The 16,391-nt window shown below is 66.6% G+C and carries 17 protein-coding genes; 13 read left to right on the forward strand and 4 right to left on the reverse strand.

Translation table 11 applies throughout. The features are described 5' to 3' along the window. Positions 1-18: 18 nt before the first annotated feature. Entirely contained in the window at positions 19-462 is a 444-nt protein-coding gene (dksA, locus tag ACYJSS_RS26680; protein WP_015478905.1) for an RNA polymerase-binding protein DksA, read from the reverse strand. A gap of 192 nt (positions 463-654) precedes the next feature. Here dksA and ACYJSS_RS26685 point away from each other — a divergent pair, with 192 nt between their 5' ends. Both ACYJSS_RS26685 and sfsA read left to right on the forward strand, forming a co-directional pair. After that, a complete protein-coding gene (locus tag ACYJSS_RS26685) occupies positions 655-1,836 on the forward strand; it encodes a pyridoxal phosphate-dependent aminotransferase (RefSeq protein ID WP_111260139.1) in 1,182 nt (393 codons plus the stop codon). Next, complete coding sequence (gene sfsA / locus ACYJSS_RS26690) at positions 1,833-2,540, forward strand: DNA/RNA nuclease SfsA (RefSeq protein ID WP_111260138.1); 708 nt, start codon at positions 1,833-1,835, stop codon at positions 2,538-2,540. The genes ACYJSS_RS26685 and sfsA overlap by 4 nt, the downstream gene beginning before the upstream one ends. 139 nt (positions 2,541-2,679) lie before the next feature. Here sfsA and ACYJSS_RS26695 read toward each other — a convergent pair whose 3' ends face one another. Continuing rightward, on the reverse strand, positions 2,680-2,997 hold the full coding sequence (locus ACYJSS_RS26695) for a Rieske (2Fe-2S) protein (protein WP_111260137.1): 318 nt from the start codon (positions 2,995-2,997) through the stop codon (positions 2,680-2,682). Between the two features lie 80 nt (positions 2,998-3,077). Continuing rightward, the gene (locus ACYJSS_RS26700) at positions 3,078-5,270 is read right to left on the reverse strand and encodes a TonB-dependent hemoglobin/transferrin/lactoferrin family receptor (protein ID WP_459480924.1); all 2,193 of its coding nucleotides are present in this window, start codon (positions 5,268-5,270) and stop codon (positions 3,078-3,080) included. Between the two features lie 351 nt (positions 5,271-5,621). Between ACYJSS_RS26700 and ACYJSS_RS26705 the strand changes: the two genes are divergently transcribed. From ACYJSS_RS26705 to ACYJSS_RS26730, 6 genes are all read left to right on the forward strand, one after another. Next, positions 5,622-6,215, forward strand: a complete 594-nt coding sequence (locus ACYJSS_RS26705) for an energy transducer TonB (RefSeq protein WP_158545576.1) — start codon at positions 5,622-5,624, stop codon at positions 6,213-6,215. An 18-nt stretch (positions 6,216-6,233) separates the two neighbouring features. After that, positions 6,234-7,298, forward strand: coding sequence for a hemin-degrading factor (locus tag ACYJSS_RS26710; protein WP_111260134.1), 1,065 nt, complete (start codon positions 6,234-6,236; stop codon positions 7,296-7,298). A gap of 85 nt (positions 7,299-7,383) precedes the next feature. Next, entirely contained in the window at positions 7,384-8,283 is a 900-nt protein-coding gene (locus ACYJSS_RS26715) for a heme/hemin ABC transporter substrate-binding protein (protein WP_111260133.1), read from the forward strand. Continuing rightward, entirely contained in the window at positions 8,280-9,317 is a 1,038-nt protein-coding gene (locus ACYJSS_RS26720; protein ID WP_069561603.1) for a FecCD family ABC transporter permease, read from the forward strand. Before ACYJSS_RS26715 ends, ACYJSS_RS26720 begins: the two co-directional genes overlap by 4 nt. Then, positions 9,317-10,084 (forward strand): heme ABC transporter ATP-binding protein, encoded by a 768-nt coding sequence (locus ACYJSS_RS26725; RefSeq protein WP_111260132.1) that lies wholly within the window; start codon positions 9,317-9,319, stop codon positions 10,082-10,084. The genes ACYJSS_RS26720 and ACYJSS_RS26725 overlap by 1 nt, the downstream gene beginning before the upstream one ends. 21 nt (positions 10,085-10,105) lie before the next feature. Then, positions 10,106-11,002 carry a ChaN family lipoprotein gene (locus ACYJSS_RS26730; RefSeq protein ID WP_111260131.1) on the forward strand — a complete coding sequence of 299 codons (897 nt, stop codon included), beginning with the start codon at positions 10,106-10,108 and terminating at the stop codon, positions 11,000-11,002. Here ACYJSS_RS26730 and aphA read toward each other — a convergent pair. Further along, the gene (gene aphA / locus ACYJSS_RS26735) at positions 10,996-11,643 is read right to left on the reverse strand and encodes an acid phosphatase AphA (RefSeq protein ID WP_111260130.1); all 648 of its coding nucleotides are present in this window, start codon (positions 11,641-11,643) and stop codon (positions 10,996-10,998) included. The two genes, ACYJSS_RS26730 and aphA, sit on opposite strands and share 7 nt — an antisense overlap. Before the next feature lie 207 nt (positions 11,644-11,850). On the opposite strand from aphA, the gene ACYJSS_RS26740 reads away from it, so the two are divergent. From ACYJSS_RS26740 to ACYJSS_RS26760, 5 genes are all read left to right on the forward strand, one after another. Next, complete coding sequence (locus ACYJSS_RS26740) at positions 11,851-12,036, forward strand: hypothetical protein (protein WP_236205938.1); 186 nt, start codon at positions 11,851-11,853, stop codon at positions 12,034-12,036. Positions 12,037-12,086: 50 nt separating this feature from the next. Next, positions 12,087-12,494, forward strand: coding sequence for an ExbD/TolR family protein (locus ACYJSS_RS26745; RefSeq protein ID WP_021219306.1), 408 nt, complete (start codon positions 12,087-12,089; stop codon positions 12,492-12,494). A 4-nt stretch (positions 12,495-12,498) separates the two neighbouring features. Continuing rightward, complete coding sequence (locus ACYJSS_RS26750; protein ID WP_111260129.1) at positions 12,499-13,263, forward strand: energy transducer TonB family protein; 765 nt, start codon at positions 12,499-12,501, stop codon at positions 13,261-13,263. 61 nt (positions 13,264-13,324) lie between these two features. Continuing rightward, positions 13,325-15,673, forward strand: a complete 2,349-nt coding sequence (locus tag ACYJSS_RS26755; RefSeq protein ID WP_178082924.1) for a TonB-dependent receptor family protein — start codon at positions 13,325-13,327, stop codon at positions 15,671-15,673. A gap of 64 nt (positions 15,674-15,737) precedes the next feature. After that, a complete protein-coding gene (locus ACYJSS_RS26760) occupies positions 15,738-16,376 on the forward strand; it encodes a MotA/TolQ/ExbB proton channel family protein (protein WP_111260127.1) in 639 nt (212 codons plus the stop codon). Positions 16,377-16,391 lie beyond the last annotated feature (15 nt).

Raw genomic sequence — 16,391 nt, forward strand, 5'->3', positions numbered from 1 at the left:
TAGCGCCCCGTTCTGGGATCAGGAACCGAGTTGCTTTTCCTTGATCTCCGCCAGCGTCTTGCAGTCGATGCAGAGCGTGGCGGTGGGGCGTGCCTCGAGACGACGGATGCCGATCTCGACGCCGCAGGAGTCGCACCAGCCGTAGTCGTTGTCTTCGATCAGTTGCAGGGTCTCGTCGATCTTCTTGATCAGCTTGCGCTCGCGATCGCGTGCACGCAGCTCCAGGCTGAACTCTTCTTCCTGGCTGGCGCGGTCGGCCGGATCGGGGAAGTTGGCGGCTTCGTCCTGCATGTGGTGCACGGTACGATCCACCTCTTCCATCAGCTCAACTTTCCACTTGTTGAGGATGCTGGTGAAGTGAGCGCGCATGCGGTCGCTCATGTACTCCTCACCCTTGGTTTCCTGGTAAGGCTCGAAACCACGGATCAGTTGGCTGCTCTGTTGCTTTGCTTTGGTGGGCATGAATGGCCGCCTCTCACTTTCTCTAATCCATTGCGCAGGTTCTGGTCCATCGCCGGTAACCCGGCCCTGCGACTGCAAGCGGGCGAACTTACCAGATCGACTCCGGGCACGCTACTCCCAGTTATCGTGGTTGCTGCAGCCTTCCCGGACCATTCGGTAGAATCCGCTCTTTGCGTTAATAAAGGAAGGCCGATGGCCCAGTCATACAGTGCACGCAGCCGTGCCATAGAACCCTTCCACGTGATGGCCCTGCTGGCCCGCGCCAACGATTTGCAGGCGCAGGGGCATGACGTCATCCACCTGGAGATCGGCGAGCCGGACTTCAGCACCGCCGCGCCCATCGTGCAGGCCGGGCAGGCTGCCCTGGCTGCCGGCCACACGCGCTACACCGCCGCGCGGGGCCTGCCGCAACTGCGCAGCGCCATCGCCGGGTTCTATGGCGATCGCTACGACCTGGATATCGACCCCGAACGCATCCTGATTACTCCCGGTGGTTCGGGGGCTTTGTTGCTGGCCGCGAGCCTGCTGGTCGACCCGGGGCGCCACTGGCTGCTCGCCGACCCGGGCTACCCCTGCAACCGCCATTTCCTGCGCCTGGTCGAGGGCGCCGCGCAACTGGTACCGGTCGGCCCCGAGAGCCGCTACCAGCTGACGCCGAACCTGGTGGAGCGCTACTGGGATGGCGACAGCGTCGGCGCCCTGGTCGCCTCGCCCGCCAACCCCACCGGTACGCTGCTCACCCGCGACGAGCTGGCCGGCCTCTCCGCCGCGCTGAAAGCCAAGGGTGGTCACCTGGTGGTCGACGAGATCTACCACGGCCTCACCTACGGCGTGGATGCCGCCAGCGTGCTGGAGGTGGATGACGGCGCCTTCGTGCTCAACAGCTTCTCCAAGTACTTCGGCATGACCGGCTGGCGCCTCGGCTGGCTGGTGGCGCCCCGTGATGCAGTGCCCGAGCTGGAGAAGCTCGCGCAGAACCTCTACATCAGTGCCCCCTCCATGGCCCAGCACGCTGCCCTGGCCTGCTTCGAGCCGGGCACCCTGGCGATACTCGAAGAACGCCGCATCGAGTTCGCCCGCCGTCGCGACTACCTGCTGCCCGCCCTGCGCGAGCTCGGTTTGCGCATCGCCGTCGAGCCCGAAGGTGCCTTCTATTTATATGCGGATGTTTCCGCCTTCACCCAGGACGCCTACGCCTTCTGCCGGCACTTCATCGAGACCGAGCACGTGGCCTTCACCCCGGGCCTGGATTTCGGCCGCCACCTGGCCAACCAGCACGTGCGCTTCGCCTACACCCAGAGCCTGCCGCGCCTGGAGGAAGCGGTGCGGCGCATCGCCCATGGCCTGCAGACCTGGGCAGCGCTGACGGCATGAAGTTCGTACCGCCCCTGGAGCAGGGCCGCCTGCTGCGCCGCTTCAAGCGCTTCCTCGCCGACATCGAGACCCTCGACGGCGAGCTGTTGACCATCCACTGCCCGAACACCGGCTCGATGCTCAACTGCATGAGCGAAGGCTGCCGGGTCTGGTTCAGCCGCTCCAACGACCCCAGGCGCAAGCTCCCCGGCACCTGGGAAATCACCGAAACGCCCCAGGGGCGCCTGGCCTGCGTGAACACCGCACGGGCCAACGCCCTGGTCGAGGAGGCCCTGCGCGCCGACCTGATTCCCGAACTGGCCGGCTTCACCGCGCTCAAGCGCGAGGTCGCCTACGGCGTGGAGAACAGCCGCGCCGACTTCCGCCTGGACTACCCGGCGGGCGAGGTGTTCGTGGAAGTGAAGAGCGTGACCCTGGGCTTCGACGGCACCGCCGTGGCGGCCTTCCCCGACGCCGTCACTGTGCGGGGCAGCAAGCACCTGCGCGAGCTGGCGGCGCTGGCGCGCCAGGGCATGCGCGCGGTGCAGTTCTACTGCGTCAACCTCTCCGGCATCGAGGCCGTGCGCGCAGCGGTGGAAATCGACCCGGCCTACGCCGCCGCCCTGGCCGATGCCAAGGCCGCCGGGGTGGAGGTGCTCGCCTATGGCGCCGAGGTCAGCCCTGAAGGGCTGGTGCTGCAGCGCAAGTTGCAGGTGCTCGGCTAGCAGGCCTTTGAAAAACGTAGACGAGGCAGCCGACGCAAGGCGAAAACGGCCGAAAAAGCGAAGTTTACGTAGGGTAAATGAGCATTTGAGGGCGTTTTCAACGCCGCAGCGGCAACGCAGTTAGTTGTTCAGCAGCCTGCTAACGCGCCAGCCAGATGCCGTGCTCGTCCTCGCTGCAGACGAGGGCGCGCAGGGACTCCCCAGCGCAAGGCCCGGCCACGCATTCACCGGATTCGACAAGGAACAGCGCTCCGTGGGTGGCGCACTGGATCAGGCTGCCGCTGTCGTCGAGAAAGCGGTCCGGTTGCCATTCCAGGGGAATGCCCCGGTGCGGGCAGCGGTTTTCATAGGCATGGACCCGGCCCTCCCGGCGAACCAGCAGCAGCTTCAGGTCATCGATCAGAAAGCCCCGGCTCTGGCCTTCGGCCAACTCGTCGGGGCGGCATAGCAGGATCATCGGCGTCTCCACGGCAGGCGGGCATTATCCCGCGCTGCCATGGATTGCCAAGAGGGGGCGCGTCCCTGCGCTGAAAGGGCTCAGATCTCCCAGATCAGGTTGACCGCCGCATGGCGGCCGGGCTGGGTGTAGCGCTGCAGGCTGGGGCTGTTCTCGGTGAGCCCACGCACATCGCCCCACTGCCAGTAGTCCTTGTCGGTGAGGTTGAACAACCCGGCGTTGACCGAGAACGCCTCGGTGACCTGCCACCAGCCGTTCAGGTCCAGCAGGCCGTAGCCCGAGCTCTGGTACTGGCCGACGGTCTGGGTGCGGTCGATGCGTTCCTTGGCCGCCACCAGGGTCCAGCTCAGGTCACCGCCGAACTTGCCATTGGGCTGTGCATACCCCAGGCCGAAGACGCCCTTGAGCGGGTCGACGCTGTTGATCGGCTGGCCGGTGCCTTCGTCCTTGCCCCGTGCGTAGGCCACGGAGCTCATGGCGCGCCAGCCGGCCCGCATGCCGAGCTTGTCGAGGAAGAGCTCGCCCTTGGCTTCGAAGCCACGGATGGTCACCCGGTCGCGGTTGACGTACTGGAACTCGCCGAAGGGGAAGCCCGGCACGCTGGAGGCGCGGGATACCTGCTCGATGAAATCGTCGTAGCGGTTGTAGAACAGCGCGGCGCCGAAGCTGCCGATCTCGTACTTGCCGCGCAGGCCCAGTTCGAAGCTGTCGCTGGTCTCGGCCTTGAGGTTGGTGTTGGCCAGGGTGCGGTACATGCCCGGGTTGATGAACTCGCCGAAGATCTCGATCGCCTGCGGGGCGCGGAAGCCGGCGGCGTACTGGCCGTACACGCTGTGCTGGTCGTCGACCTGGTAGGTCACGCCGAACTTGGGGGATACGGCCGAGTCGGTGAAGTCGCTCGGGTTGGCGTCGGTCGCCTGGCTGTTGAGGTAACGCGTGGTGGCGTGGGGCTTCATCGCGTAGTAGTCGTAGCGCAGGCCCGGCAGCAGGGTCCAGCGGCCGATCTCGATGTTGTCCTGGATGAAGGCCGCGTATTCGTTGGTGGTCGGGTCCGGGAAGTCGCTGGTCGGCAGCACCGGTGTGTTGACCCCGGTGGCGATGACGGTCTCGCCGCCTTCGCGCAGGTCGGCGTTCTTCAGGCGCTTGAGGTCGGTGCCGTAGACCAGGGTGTGCTGGCTGCCGGCGATGCTGAAGGACTTGTCCAGCTTGCTGTTGAGCACCCAGAGCTTCTCCTCGTAGTGGGAGTCGCGGGTGCGGAAGCGCGCCGAACCCGTGACGACGCGGTTCTCGTAGGTGCGCTGGCGGGTCTGGCTGTCCTGGTAGCTGAGCTGGTTCTGCAGGTTGTCCGCTATGGGGCTGTCCAGCTGCAGGGTGTGCAGTAGCGAATAGCGCTCGCGGTCGACGCTGTCGCGCGCATCCTGGGTACGGATGGTGGCGGTGTTGCTGTAGTTGCTCAAAACCTTGGTGTCGGTGTCGTCCTGGTAGCGCTCGTAGGTCAGTTGCAGGCGCTGGCCTTCGGCGTAGTTCCAGCCGAGTTTGGTGAGCAGGTTGTCGGTGGTGTAGTCGACCGGGTTGGCTTCCTCGCGGGTCGCGCCGATGCCACCGATGTCGCCCTGGGTGTCCAGTGCCTGGCCGGTGCGGCGGCCGATGTGCACCAGGCCATCGACGTTGCCTTGGCGGGCGGCGAGGGTGGTGCTGCGCAGCCAGCTGTCGTTGGAGCCGTCGTAGCCGGTCTTCAGGCGGGCGTAGGTGTCATCGCCTTCGTCCAGGTAGTCGGCCGCATCCTTGGTGAGGAAGCTCACCGCGCCGCCGATGGCGTCGCTGCCGTACAGCGAGCTGGCCGGGCCACGGATGATCTCCACCTGCTTGAGGGTGTCCGGGTCCACGTAGTCGCGCTGTGCGCTGAGGAAGCCGCCGAAGGAAAAGGCGTCCGGCATGCTCACGCCGTCCACCTGCGTCAGCACGCGGTTGCCGCCGATGCCCCGGATGGTGAAGCCGGACAGGCCGAAGCGGCTGCCCGTCCCGCCGACCGACACACCCGGCTCGTAACGCACCAGGTCCTGAATATTTTTTACGTTCTTCTGGTCGATCTCTCGTTCAGTCATTACCGACACCGTGTTCGGCACCTGGTCGAGCGTCTGCTCGCTGCGGGTGGCGGTCACCGTGACGGTGTCGAACTGGGTCGCGGTCTTTTCCGCGGCCAGGGCGAGGGAGGGCGACAGGAGCAGCAGGGCCAGCCAGGGGCGGCGGGCGAAGGGGGGGCGAGGCGACATGGATGGACTCCCGGGTTCAAGGCGCGTCCAGGGGCCGGCCGGGCACTTCTGGTGTGGCTGGAAGCCACGGGCGTCATGCCGCGGGTGCCTTTCCCGATGGCCGTCCTGGTCATCGCTTTCGCCGGCCTCTCTGGTGATCGCAGGTTGGCATCGGTGGCGAACATAATGAGGTTGACAGTCAAATGCAAACAATTATCAAATTGATTCGTATTTGTGAGTTCGGGCTTGAACATGCCGCGTATTCCACTCTGCCTCGCGCTGTCGCTTATCGCGCACGGGGGGCTTGCATGGCTCCTGCACGATCTGCGGGCGGAGCCGGCTATCGCCCGGGGAGAGGCCCGGGCGGACGTGGTGCACCTGGTCAGCCTGGTCGAACCGGCGCCTGCCGTGGCTGAGCCCGTGGCGCGCCCGGTACCGGCTCCCCGCAAGGTGGAACCACAGAGCCACCCGGTCGCGGAAGCCAGGCCCGTTGCCGTAAAGCCGCGCCTGGTCAGTCCCGAAGTGCCCGCGCGCAAGGTCGTGCGCAGTGAGCCGCAGCCGCACCCACAGTCCCGCTCCAGCAGCGAGCCGAGCGTGGCGCAAGTGGCACCTTCGACGCCCAGCGCGGCCCCGCAGTCGGCACCCGCCCGGCAGGCCGCCAAGTCGCCGAAGGCCGAGGTGGTCATCGACCAGCCTTCCTTCCTCACACCGCCCAAGCCCCCGATCTACCCGGCCCAGGCGCGCCGTCGCAACCAGCAGGGCGTGGTCCTGGTGGAGGTGCGCCTGGACGAGCGCGGTGGGCTGCGGGAGATGAAATTGCTGCGTTCGTCAGGCATCGAGAGCCTCGACGAAGCGGCCATGAACGCGGTCGCCAGCTGGCGCTTCCGTCCTGAGGTCCAGGACGGCGAGCCGGTGCCGAGCCGCGTGAGAATACCCATTGAATTCGCCCTTACGGCGAGCCGTTGATCCTGAAGGAGTGACACCATGACTGCCCTCAACCAAACCGCCACGGCGGGCCCCGCCCTTTACCAGGCCTGGCAGACGCTGCGTGGCGAGGAGCCGCGCCTGCGTGCCCGTGACGCCGCCGAGCGCCTCTCGGTCAGCGAGGGCGAGCTCACCGCCAGCCGCCTGGGCGTGGATGCCGTGCGCCTGCGCCCCGAGTGGGCGAGCCTGCTGCCCGCGCTGGGTGAGCTGGGCCCCATCATGGCGCTGACCCGCAACGAGCATTGCGTGCATGAGCGCAAGGGCGTGTACCGCGAGGTCTCGGTCATGGCCAACGGGCAGATGGGCCTGGTGGTGTCCGCCGACATCGACCTGCGCCTGTTCCTCGGTGGCTGGTCCAGCGTGTTCGCCGTGGCCGAAGAAACCCCGCGCGGCACTCAGCGCAGCATCCAGATCTTCGACAGGCAGGGCGTGGCCGTGCACAAGGTGTTCCTCACCGAGCGCAGCGAAGTCGCCGCCTGGGCGCCGCTGGTCGAGCGCTTCCAGGCCGAGGAACAGAGCGCCGAGCTGGACCTGCAGCCGCTGCCCGCCGCCGAGCCGGTCAAGCCCGATGCCGAGATCGACGTCGCCAGCCTGCGTGAAGGCTGGTCAGCCCTCAAGGACACCCACCACTTCTTCGCCCTGCTGAAGAAGCACGGCGCGGCACGCACCCAGGCCCTGCGCCTGGCCGGCACCGAATGGGCCGAGAAGCTGGACACCGCCGAACTGCCGCGCCTGCTGGAGGCGGCGGGGGATAAGCAGATCCCCATCATGGTGTTCGTCGGCAACCGCCACTGCATCCAGATCCACAGCGGCCCGGTGCAGAACCTGAAGTGGATGGACACCTGGTTCAACGTGCTCGACCCCGAGTTCAACCTGCACCTGAAGACCCCGGGCGTGACCGAGCTGTGGCGGGTACGCAAGCCCAGCAGCGACGGCGTGATCACCAGTTGGGAAGCCTTCGATGCCGAAGGCGAGCTGGTGCTGCAACTGTTCGGCGCGCGCAAGCCGGGCATCCCGGAGCGGGAAGACTGGCGTGCCCTGGCCGAGACCGCCCCGGCGCTCTGACGCCTGGCCGAGCTCCGGCCCGATCCATCCCGACGCCCCGCCCCTGCCGGGGCGTCGTTCCGCCTGAATCTGAAGGAGTCATAGGATGCGTGTTGCTGTTTCCCTTGCCGGCCTGTGCGCCGGCCTGTTCCTGAGCCAAGCGGCGCATGCCGCCGATCCGTTGCCGCAACGCTGGGTCAGCGCCGGGGGCTCCCTCAGTGAATGGGTGGTGGCGCTGGGTGGCGAGAGCAAGCTGGTGGGCGTCGACACCACCAGCCTCCATCCCGCCTCGCTGAAGTCGCTGCCGAGCATCGGCTACCAGCGCCAGTTGGCCGCCGAGGGCATCCTCTCGCTGCGCCCGGACATGCTGCTGGGTACCGAGGAAATGGGCCCGCCGCCGGTGATCGAGCAGGTCAAGGCAGCGGGGGTGCGCATCGAACTGCTGCCGTCCAGGGCCGAGCTGCCGGTGCTGGAGAAGAACCTCACGCTGATCGGCGGCCTGCTGGGTGACGAGGCCCGCGCGCAAAAGGTCTTCGCCGACTACAGCCAGCGCTTCGAGCAACAGGCCCGGTGGGTCGCCGAGACCCGGCGCACGCAGGAGGCGCCGCGCGTCCTGCTGCTGCTCGGCCATGCCGGCAGCAACCCCATGGCTGCCGGCAAGGACACCGCCGCCGCCTGGATCATCGAGCAGGCCGGTGGCCGGAACATCACCGATCACCTCGGCTACAAGGCGATCTCCAACGAGGCGCTGGCGGCGCTGGACCCGGACGTGGTGGTGTTCGCCGATCGCCGCCTCGAAGGCGAGGAAGCCAAGGCCGCGCTGCTCAAGCAGAACCCCGCCCTGGCCATGACCCGTGCCGGCAAGCAGGGCCGCCTGCTGCCGCTGGACCCGACCCTGCTGGTGGGCGGCCTCGGCCCGCGCCTGCCGGATGGGGTGGCCGCGCTGTCCGCGGGCTTTTATCCTCAGGCACCGGCCCTGACCGCCAACAGCCAGAACCAGCCATGACCCCAGCTGTACATTCGCGCCCCCTGTTCATCGCACTGGGCGCCTTGCTCGCGCTCGCCCTGTGGCTGTCCCTGGCCCTCGGCCCGGTGAGCCTGCCCCTGGGCGACACCCTGCGCGCGGCCCTGCGCCTGGCCGGGATGCCGCTCGCGCCCGCAGGCCTGGAGCAGGCCGAACTGATCCTCGGGCAGATCCGCCTGCCGCGCACCCTGCTGGGCCTCGCCGTCGGCGCGGTGCTGGCGCTGTCTGGCGTGGCCATGCAGGGCCTGTTCCGCAACCCGCTGGCGGACCCCGGCCTGGTCGGCGTTTCCAGTGGCGCGGCCCTCGGCGCGGCGGTGGCCATCGTCGGTGGTGCGGCCCTCGGCGGGCTGCCCGAGAACATCGCGCCCTACCTGCTGTCCGCCTGCGCCTTCGCCGGTGGCCTGGGGGTGACGGCGCTGGTCTACCGCCTCGGCCGGCGCGACGGGCAGACCAGCGTGGTGACCATGCTGCTCGCCGGCATCGCCCTCAACGCCCTGGCTTTCGCCTGCATCGGTTTGTTCACCTACCTGGCGGACGACGCCACGCTGCGCACCCTGACCTTCTGGAACCTGGGCAGCCTCAATGGCGCCAGCTATGCGCGGCTGTGGCCGCTGCTGCTGATCACCGGGGCGGTGGCGCTGTGGCTGCCGCGCCGTGCCAAGGCGCTGAACGCCTTGCTGCTGGGCGAGTCCGAGGCGCGCCACCTGGGCTTCGAGGTGGAGAAGCTCAAGCGCGAGCTGGTGCTGTGCACGGCGCTGGGCGTCGGTGCTGCGGTGGCTGCTGCCGGGCTGATCGGCTTCATCGGCCTGGTGGTGCCGCACCTGGTGCGCCTGGTCGCCGGGCCGGATCACCGTGTCCTGCTACCGGCCTCGGCACTGGCCGGTGCCAGCCTGCTGCTGTTCGCCGACCTGGCCGCGCGCCTGGTGCTGGCGCCGGCGGAGATGCCCATCGGCATCGTCACCGCGCTGATCGGCGCGCCATTCTTCCTTTATCTGCTGCTGCGGGGGCGTCACTGATGCTGCGTGTCGAACAGCTTGAAGTGCACCGTGGCAGCACCGTGGTGCTGGCGGGCGTGGACCTGGAGCTGCGCCCCGGCGAAGTGCTGGGCGTGCTCGGCCCCAACGGCGCGGGCAAGAGCACCCTGCTTGGCGCGTTGAGCGGCGAGCTGGCCCTGGCCGCCGGCCAGGTCAGCCTGGAGCGCCGCCCGCTTGCCGAATGGGCCGGCCCGCAACGTGCCCAGCGCCTGGCGGTGTTGCCGCAGAGCTCGACCCTGAACTTCGGCTTCCGCGTCGAGGAAGTGGTCGGCATGGGCCGCCTGCCCCACGCGACGGGCCGCGTGCGCGATGCGGAAATCATCGGCGAAGCCCTGGAGGCGGCCGATGCCGCGCACCTGGCCGGGCGCAGCTACCTGGCGCTGTCCGGCGGCGAGCGCCAGCGCGTGCACCTGGCGCGGGTGCTGGCACAGCTGTGGCCGGGCGCGCAGGGGCAGCACCTGCTGCTGGACGAGCCCACCTCCATGCTCGACCCCCTGCACCAGCACACCACCCTGCAGGCGGTGCGTGATTTCGCCGGGCGTGGCGCCGCGGTGCTGGTGATCCTTCATGACCTGAACCTGGCGGCGCGCTACTGCGACCGCCTGCTGCTGCTCTGCGACGGGCGCCCCCATGTGCTGGGCACGCCCGACGAGGTGCTGCAACCCGAGCCGTTGAAGGCCGTGTTCGGCCTCGACGTGCTGGTGCAGCGCCACCCGGAACGCGGCCATCCCCTGATCGTCGCGCGCTGAACGAACCCGAGGAATCCATCCATGCGCCTGCTTCTCCTGCTCGTCATCGCGTCCCTGGCGGCGTGCCAGGCCACCCCGCCCTTGCCCCAGTGGCAGAGCCCGGAGGCCCGCCAGCATGCCGATCTCGGTGTCATCCGCGACCTGCGCAGTGGCCAGACCCTGAGTCCACGGCAATTGCTCGACCGCCTCGCCGAGGCGCCGCGCGTGCTGGTGGGCGAACAGCACGACAACCCCGACCACCACGCCCTGCAGTTGTGGTTGCTGCAGGCGCTGGAAGGCCGTCGCAGCCAGGGCAGCCTGCTGCTGGAAATGCTCAACCCCGACCAGCAGGCCAAGGTGGATGCCGTGCACGCACGTATCCGTTCCGGCGCCGATGAAGGTGAGCTGGAAAGCGCGCTGGCCTGGCAGAGGAACTGGGACTGGGCGCTGTACGGCCCGATCGTGCGCCATGCGCTGGCCCAGCCCTACCCGCTGCTGGCGGCGAACCTGGATCGCAGCGAGATCATGCGCATCTATGGTGAGCAGCCAGCGCTCAGCGGCACCGCCTCGACCACGGCCACCGTCCAGGACGCCCTGCGCGAGCAGATTCGCGAATCCCATTGCGGGCTGCTGCCGGAGAGCCAGTTCCCGGCCATGCTCGCCGTGCAGCAGCAGCGTGACCGGCGCATGGCCGAGCGCCTGCTGGCGGCCCCGCAACCGGCGCTGCTGTTCGCCGGTGCCTTCCATGTGCGCCGCGACCTGGGCGTGCCGCTGCACCTGGCCGATCTCGGAGCGGGGCAGGGCAGTGCGGTGCTGATCCTCGCCGAGGCCGGCAAGACCGTGGAGCCGGGCAGCGCCGACTACGTCTGGTACACCGCCGCGCTGCCGGCCAAGGATCACTGCGCCGAGTTGCGCGAGCGGATGAAGCCGGCTCAGTGATCCGAGTCGATGATCACCTCCTCGCCCAGCGCTCCGTTCTCCGGTAGCGGCTGGTTGGTCGAGGAGGCGGCGCGCATCACCCGGACGCCGCGGATGCCGGCGTCCCGCGCCGAGCGGATGTCACTGTCCGAATCGCCGTAGTAGAGCGCGATGCCCTGCTGGCGGATGAACGCGGCCTTCTCCGGGCCGGACGAGAAGATCACCTTGTTCATCGCCTTGATGGCGAAGGTCTGCTGGAGGATCTCGCTGAGCTTCTCCCCGGGTGTGTTCGGCCGGCCGGTGATGAAGAAGATGCGGTCGCCCCGGGCCTGGTGCAGGTCGATCAGCCTGCGCCCCACCTCCTTGGGCAGCGAGTAGCGGTCGCAACCGCCGTTGGTTTCCTGCCAGAAGCGCATGTCGTGCAGGTAGGCGTCGCTGCCTGGCGAGTACTTCTGCTTGCCGTGGTAGAAGCAGGGGCTGGAAAACAGCAGCGTGTCGTCGATATCGAAAGCGACGCTGATGGGCGCCTGCCCCGACAGGCTGCTGCCGATCTCCTCGACCGAAACCCAGTGCACCTCCGAAGGCAGTATTTCCTCCGCCAGCAAGGCGGCAGGCAGGGTTGTCGCTACGGCCAGGGCCAGGGCGTGGATCGTCTTGCGCATTGCGTACTCCGTCGATGGGTTGCTCGTCGGTTGGCTAGCAACCGGCATGCCGCCACAGGCGCGGAAAGGCTTGCGTCGCGCGCTGCGGCTGCCCCCATGAAACCTGACGGAGATGACAGGTTGATAAATTGTCGGACGATATCCGTTTGATCCTGTCTGTTGAGACAACTTGGTGCGGGCTTTTCGTGGAAGTCGCCAGATTGGGGCATGGACAGGTGTGACCTGATCGGCATTCATTGGCCAGGAGCCTCTGCTGCGGGCCATGCAAATCAAACGCTTATTTCAATACTGATTGTGAAGTCAGTTTCTGGCACGCTCCGTGCTGTCATCAAAGCGTTACATGAACTCGCCATCATTCGCGCCAATCCTGCGTTGATGGTCAGGATCAAATGAGGGCAGGTTGAGGCCGCCCATCGCTGATGACTGTGGGAGGTTGTGTCCTCATGCGTAGCTGGGATGTTGCGAAGAAGAAGAAGGCCCACATCGAGATCATCCCGATGATCGATGTGATGATGTTCCTGCTGGTGTTTTTCGTGCTGGTGAGTCTCAACGTGATTCCCGCCGTAGGCATCAAGACGCAGTTGCCGACGGCCGCCCATGCCCAGCAGCTGAAGCCGCAGAACAAGGCGGTGATCACCCTGGGGCTCGACGAGAAGTTGCAGCTCGATGGCCAGGATGTCAGCGAGAGCCTGCTGGTCGAACAGTTGAAAGTGCTGGAAGGCACGGCCGAGAAGTTGGTCATCATCATCAATAGCGACCAGGGCGTGGAAGTTAAGCGCCTGGTGGCGGTGATGGACTTGCTCAAGGGCAATGGCTTCTCTTCCGTTTCCATCGCCACGCGTAAATCCTGACGCCATGTTTCCTATCTATCGAACTCGCAAGTTCATTGCGTGTGTGCCGGCGGCTTGCCTGCTTCTCGTATTCGTTTATTCCGCCAGTTCGCAGAGCTTGCAGATGAAACCCAAGTACGACGACAGCGCCGTGGAAATCGCGCTGGTGGATCCGGCCGATTTCATGCCGCCACCGCCCGAGCCGGAACCCGTGGTCGAGGCGCCGCAGCCGGAACCCGAGCCGCTGCCCGAGCCCGAGGTCGAGGAGCCGGTGGTGATCGAGCCGCCGAAGCCCAAGCCCGTTCCCAAGCCGGTGCCCAAGCCCGTGGTGAAGCAGGTGGAGAAGCCCAAGCCGCAGGTGGTCAAGCAGGAGCCCAAGCCCGCACCGCCCGTGGTGGCCAAGGCCGCGCCGGCACCGGCCCCGACGCCCGCGCCGGCCCCGGTGAGCGTGCCGGTGGCGCCGCCGCAACCGCGCGTCGACAGCGCGGCACTGGAGGGTGTGTACACCGCCGCCCTGCGCAAGGAGTTGGAGAAGTACAAGCAATACCCGCGTGGTCGCGAGGCGTCGTTGCAGCGCCCCGAAGGCAACGTGGTGGTCTGGCTGTTGGTGGACCGAGTGGGAAATGTCCTGGATGCGGGCATTGAAAGCAAGGCAACGAACATGTTGCTGAACAAGGCTGCACAAACAAGTTTGCGTCGATTGGAAAAAGTTTCGCCTTTCCCGAGCGAAGCCTTCCAGGGAAAAGACAAACAGCGTTTTACCGCGACCTTTAGTTACAACGTCGAGTGATCAAGTACCCATAACTAAACCAATAAACGAAGGCGTTCCTTTTTATCGAGGAGTTTGGTCCGTGAAGTTTAATAAGTTATTTGCAATGTTCCTGGCCGCTGGCCTGGGGGGATGGACGATGGCGGCCCTGGCGGCTGACGAGTCCGGCAATTCCGTTGACGTGGGCAAGGTGAAGGTCACCGGGCAGAACCTGGGCAATGGCCAGATGGTGGTGGAGAGCGCGCCGAAGTCGCGTTCTACCGTGACCAAGGAAGCCCTGGAGAAGATGACCGCCACCGGCAACGCCATCGACAAGCTGAAGTACACCCCGGGGGTCAACGTTTCCAGCGATGACTCCAGCGGCCTCAGCGGCTTCAACTTCACCATGCGCGGGATGAACTCCGACCAGGTCGGCGTTTCCCTCGACGGCATTCCGGTGAACGATTCGGGCAACTACAACCTCTACCCGAACCTGCTGGGCGACCCGGAGAACCTGGGCGAAGTCTTCGCCACCCAGGGCTCTTCCGAGATCGATGCGCCGCACATCGGCTCCTCCGGCGGCAACATCGGCCTGGTGACCCTGCGCCCCGAGAAGGACTTCGGCGTCTTCGGCAAGCAGACCATCGGCAGCAACAACCTGCGCAAGACCTTCGTGCGCCTGAACACCGGCAAGTACAACGGCTTCAGCAACTACATCTCGGCGTCCCACACCGAGGGTGACAAGTGGCGCGGCGAAGGCGTGCTGCGTGCCGACAAGGTCACCCTCAACAGCCTGTTCGAGGATGGCGAAGGCAACTCCCTGAATGCGGTGATCAACTACCACAAGCAGGAAAACTACAACTACTCGAACCCCAGCAAGGCCCAGTTCAAGACCTACGGCCGCGACTTCGACTACCTGGACGACCCGCGCTACAACAGCAACGGCAAGATCATGACCGGCAGCGGCAGCTCGGTGAACGGCGTGACCCGCGGCACCGGCTACTCGGTGCTGATGCGCAACCCCTTCGAAAACGTCACCGCCTCGCTGACCGGCCGCTTCCAGCTGCGTGACGACGTGTTGCTCACCGTGGCGCCCTACTACTACTGGGCCAACGGCGGCAGCTTCGGCAGCTTCACCGGCCCCTATTCGCTGAACCGTGGCACCAGCAACACTGGTGGCAACTACAACCTGGGCAACCTGCCGACATCGGGCCAGCTCAACGCCGACGGCACGCCCAACAGCGGCCTCTACTACCGGCCCTCGATCACCGAGACCTGGCGCCCCGGCATCAACACCAGCATCAAGTGGGACATCAACGACGAGCACAGCTTCAGCACCGGCTACTGGTACGAGCGCGCCCGCCAGCGCCAGACCCAGCCCTTCGTGCCGCTCACCCCGGATGGCAAGCCTGTGGATATCTGGGCCGGCTACCACGACTCCGAGCAGGCGCGCGACGCCAACGGCAACGTGATCCAGGGCCGCAACTACTTCACCGTGACCCCGGCGCACAAGCTGTTCGCCCAGGACGTCTGGTCGGTGACCCCGGACCTGACCCTGACCGCCGGCATCGCCTACGACTACTCCGAGCGCAAGGGCGACAACCGCGGCAGCCTCACCGAGAAGAAAGAGAAGCGCAACAAGACCTACCACGAGCTGCTGCCGAGCTTCAGCGCCCAGTACCTGCTGGATGACGAGAACCAGGTCTTCTACAACCTCACCCGCAACATGCGCACGCCGCCGAACTACGTGCTCTACAACAAGGGCGATTCCATCAGCCTCGAGCCCGAGCTGAGCTGGAACCATGAATTCGGCTGGCGCTATGCCGTCGAGGACATGGCCCTCAGCGCCACCCTGTTCTACCTGACCTTCGAGAACCGCCAGGTCTCCAGCCGCGACGAGGCCGGCGACTACGTGATGCTCAACGTCGGCGACGTGGTCAACCAGGGCCTTGAGCTGGAGTGGAGCGGCCTGCTGCCGCACAACTTCAACTACTACGCCTCCTACACCTATACCGAGGCCGAGCAGAAGGACAGCGTGCGCTACCGCGGCGTGGACCTGCCCACCGAGGGCAAGACCGTGGCCGGTGTGCCGAAGAACATGCTCAACCTGAGCCTGGGCTACGACGACGGCCTGTACTACGGGAACATCGTCGGCAAGTACGTCAGCCGCCAGTACGGCGACCTGACCAACGACGAGAGCATCCCCGACTACGCCATCGCCGACCTCAACCTGGGCGTGCACCTGCCGGTGCAGGGCACGGCGCTGAAGAGCGCGGCGGTTCGCCTGTCGGTGAACAACCTGTTCGACAAGGAATACCTCTCCGGCGTGCGCACCACCCAGTTCAACGCCGTGACCTACTCGCAGGGCAGTGCCTCGGCGTTCGGCAGCTCGCCGTACTACACCATCGGCGAGGAACGCACCGTTTCGGTCAGCTTCGAAGGCTCCTTCTAATCCACCCCGAAGTCCGCAGGGCCTTCGGGCCCTCCGGCACACCTGAGTTCGCTGGAGGTACCACATGAATATGGATCTGCTGCACGACATCACCTTCTACGTGATGTACGGCGCCGCCGCCCTGGCGGCCTTCATCGCCGTGGAACGCGGCATCTTCTTCGCCTACAGCCTGCGCCAGGCGGTGAAGCTGGAAGCGGCGCTGGTGCCGAGCATGCACGGCATCGACGAGCTGCCGGCCGCGCTGAACGGCCGCAAGAGCCTGCCGCTGGAGATGATCGACCAGCTGTTCGAGCAGAAGGGCGCGGTCAGCTCCCACAAGGACCTGGAAGACCTCAGCGAATCCATCTACATCGCCACCCGCGGCAAGCTGATGCACGGCCTGTGGATCCTCGAGACCGTGGTCACCGCGGCGCCGCTGCTGGGCCTGCTGGGCACCATCCTCGGCATCATCGACACCTTCCGCGCCCTGGCCGAGGCCGGCGTCTCCGACCCGGGCGAAGTGTCCAAGGGCATCGGTACCGCCCTGTTCGCCACCGCGCTGGGTATCGCCATCGCCCTGGTGGCGATGATCTTCCACAACCACTTCCAGGACCGCGTCGAGCGCATCACCGACCACCTGAAGATCCTCCTGCTGCGTGCCGGCATGGGCACCGTGGTCCGCACGGCGGCGCCGGTCGCCAACGGCCAGTTGCAGCCGGCCTGATGCGCGCAGGGGAGT

The organism is Pseudomonas sp. No.21 (assembly GCF_054558415.1).

Excerpts from the sequence above, each read along its gene's own strand:
- ACYJSS_RS26740 (WP_236205938.1), top strand. The coding sequence starts at position 11,851 with ATGGACAGGTGTGACCTGATCGGCATTCATTGGCCAGGAGCCTCTGCT.
- ACYJSS_RS26685 (WP_111260139.1), top strand. The coding sequence starts at position 655 with ATGGCCCAGTCATACAGTGCACGCAGCCGTGCCATAGAACCCTTCCAC.
- ACYJSS_RS26725 (WP_111260132.1), top strand. The coding sequence starts at position 9,317 with ATGCTGCGTGTCGAACAGCTTGAAGTGCACCGTGGCAGCACCGTGGTG.
- ACYJSS_RS26700 (WP_459480924.1), bottom strand. The coding sequence starts at position 5,270 with ATGTCGCCTCGCCCCCCCTTCGCCCGCCGCCCCTGGCTGGCCCTGCTG.
- ACYJSS_RS26730 (WP_111260131.1), top strand. The coding sequence starts at position 10,106 with ATGCGCCTGCTTCTCCTGCTCGTCATCGCGTCCCTGGCGGCGTGCCAG.
- dksA (WP_015478905.1), bottom strand. The coding sequence starts at position 462 with ATGCCCACCAAAGCAAAGCAACAGAGCAGCCAACTGATCCGTGGTTTC.
- sfsA (WP_111260138.1), top strand. The coding sequence starts at position 1,833 with ATGAAGTTCGTACCGCCCCTGGAGCAGGGCCGCCTGCTGCGCCGCTTC.
- aphA (WP_111260130.1), bottom strand. The coding sequence starts at position 11,643 with ATGCGCAAGACGATCCACGCCCTGGCCCTGGCCGTAGCGACAACCCTG.
- ACYJSS_RS26695 (WP_111260137.1), bottom strand. The coding sequence starts at position 2,997 with ATGATCCTGCTATGCCGCCCCGACGAGTTGGCCGAAGGCCAGAGCCGG.
- ACYJSS_RS26710 (WP_111260134.1), top strand. The coding sequence starts at position 6,234 with ATGACTGCCCTCAACCAAACCGCCACGGCGGGCCCCGCCCTTTACCAG.
- ACYJSS_RS26760 (WP_111260127.1), top strand. The coding sequence starts at position 15,738 with ATGAATATGGATCTGCTGCACGACATCACCTTCTACGTGATGTACGGC.
- ACYJSS_RS26750 (WP_111260129.1), top strand. The coding sequence starts at position 12,499 with ATGTTTCCTATCTATCGAACTCGCAAGTTCATTGCGTGTGTGCCGGCG.
- ACYJSS_RS26715 (WP_111260133.1), top strand. The coding sequence starts at position 7,384 with ATGCGTGTTGCTGTTTCCCTTGCCGGCCTGTGCGCCGGCCTGTTCCTG.
- ACYJSS_RS26745 (WP_021219306.1), top strand. The coding sequence starts at position 12,087 with ATGCGTAGCTGGGATGTTGCGAAGAAGAAGAAGGCCCACATCGAGATC.
- ACYJSS_RS26720 (WP_069561603.1), top strand. The coding sequence starts at position 8,280 with ATGACCCCAGCTGTACATTCGCGCCCCCTGTTCATCGCACTGGGCGCC.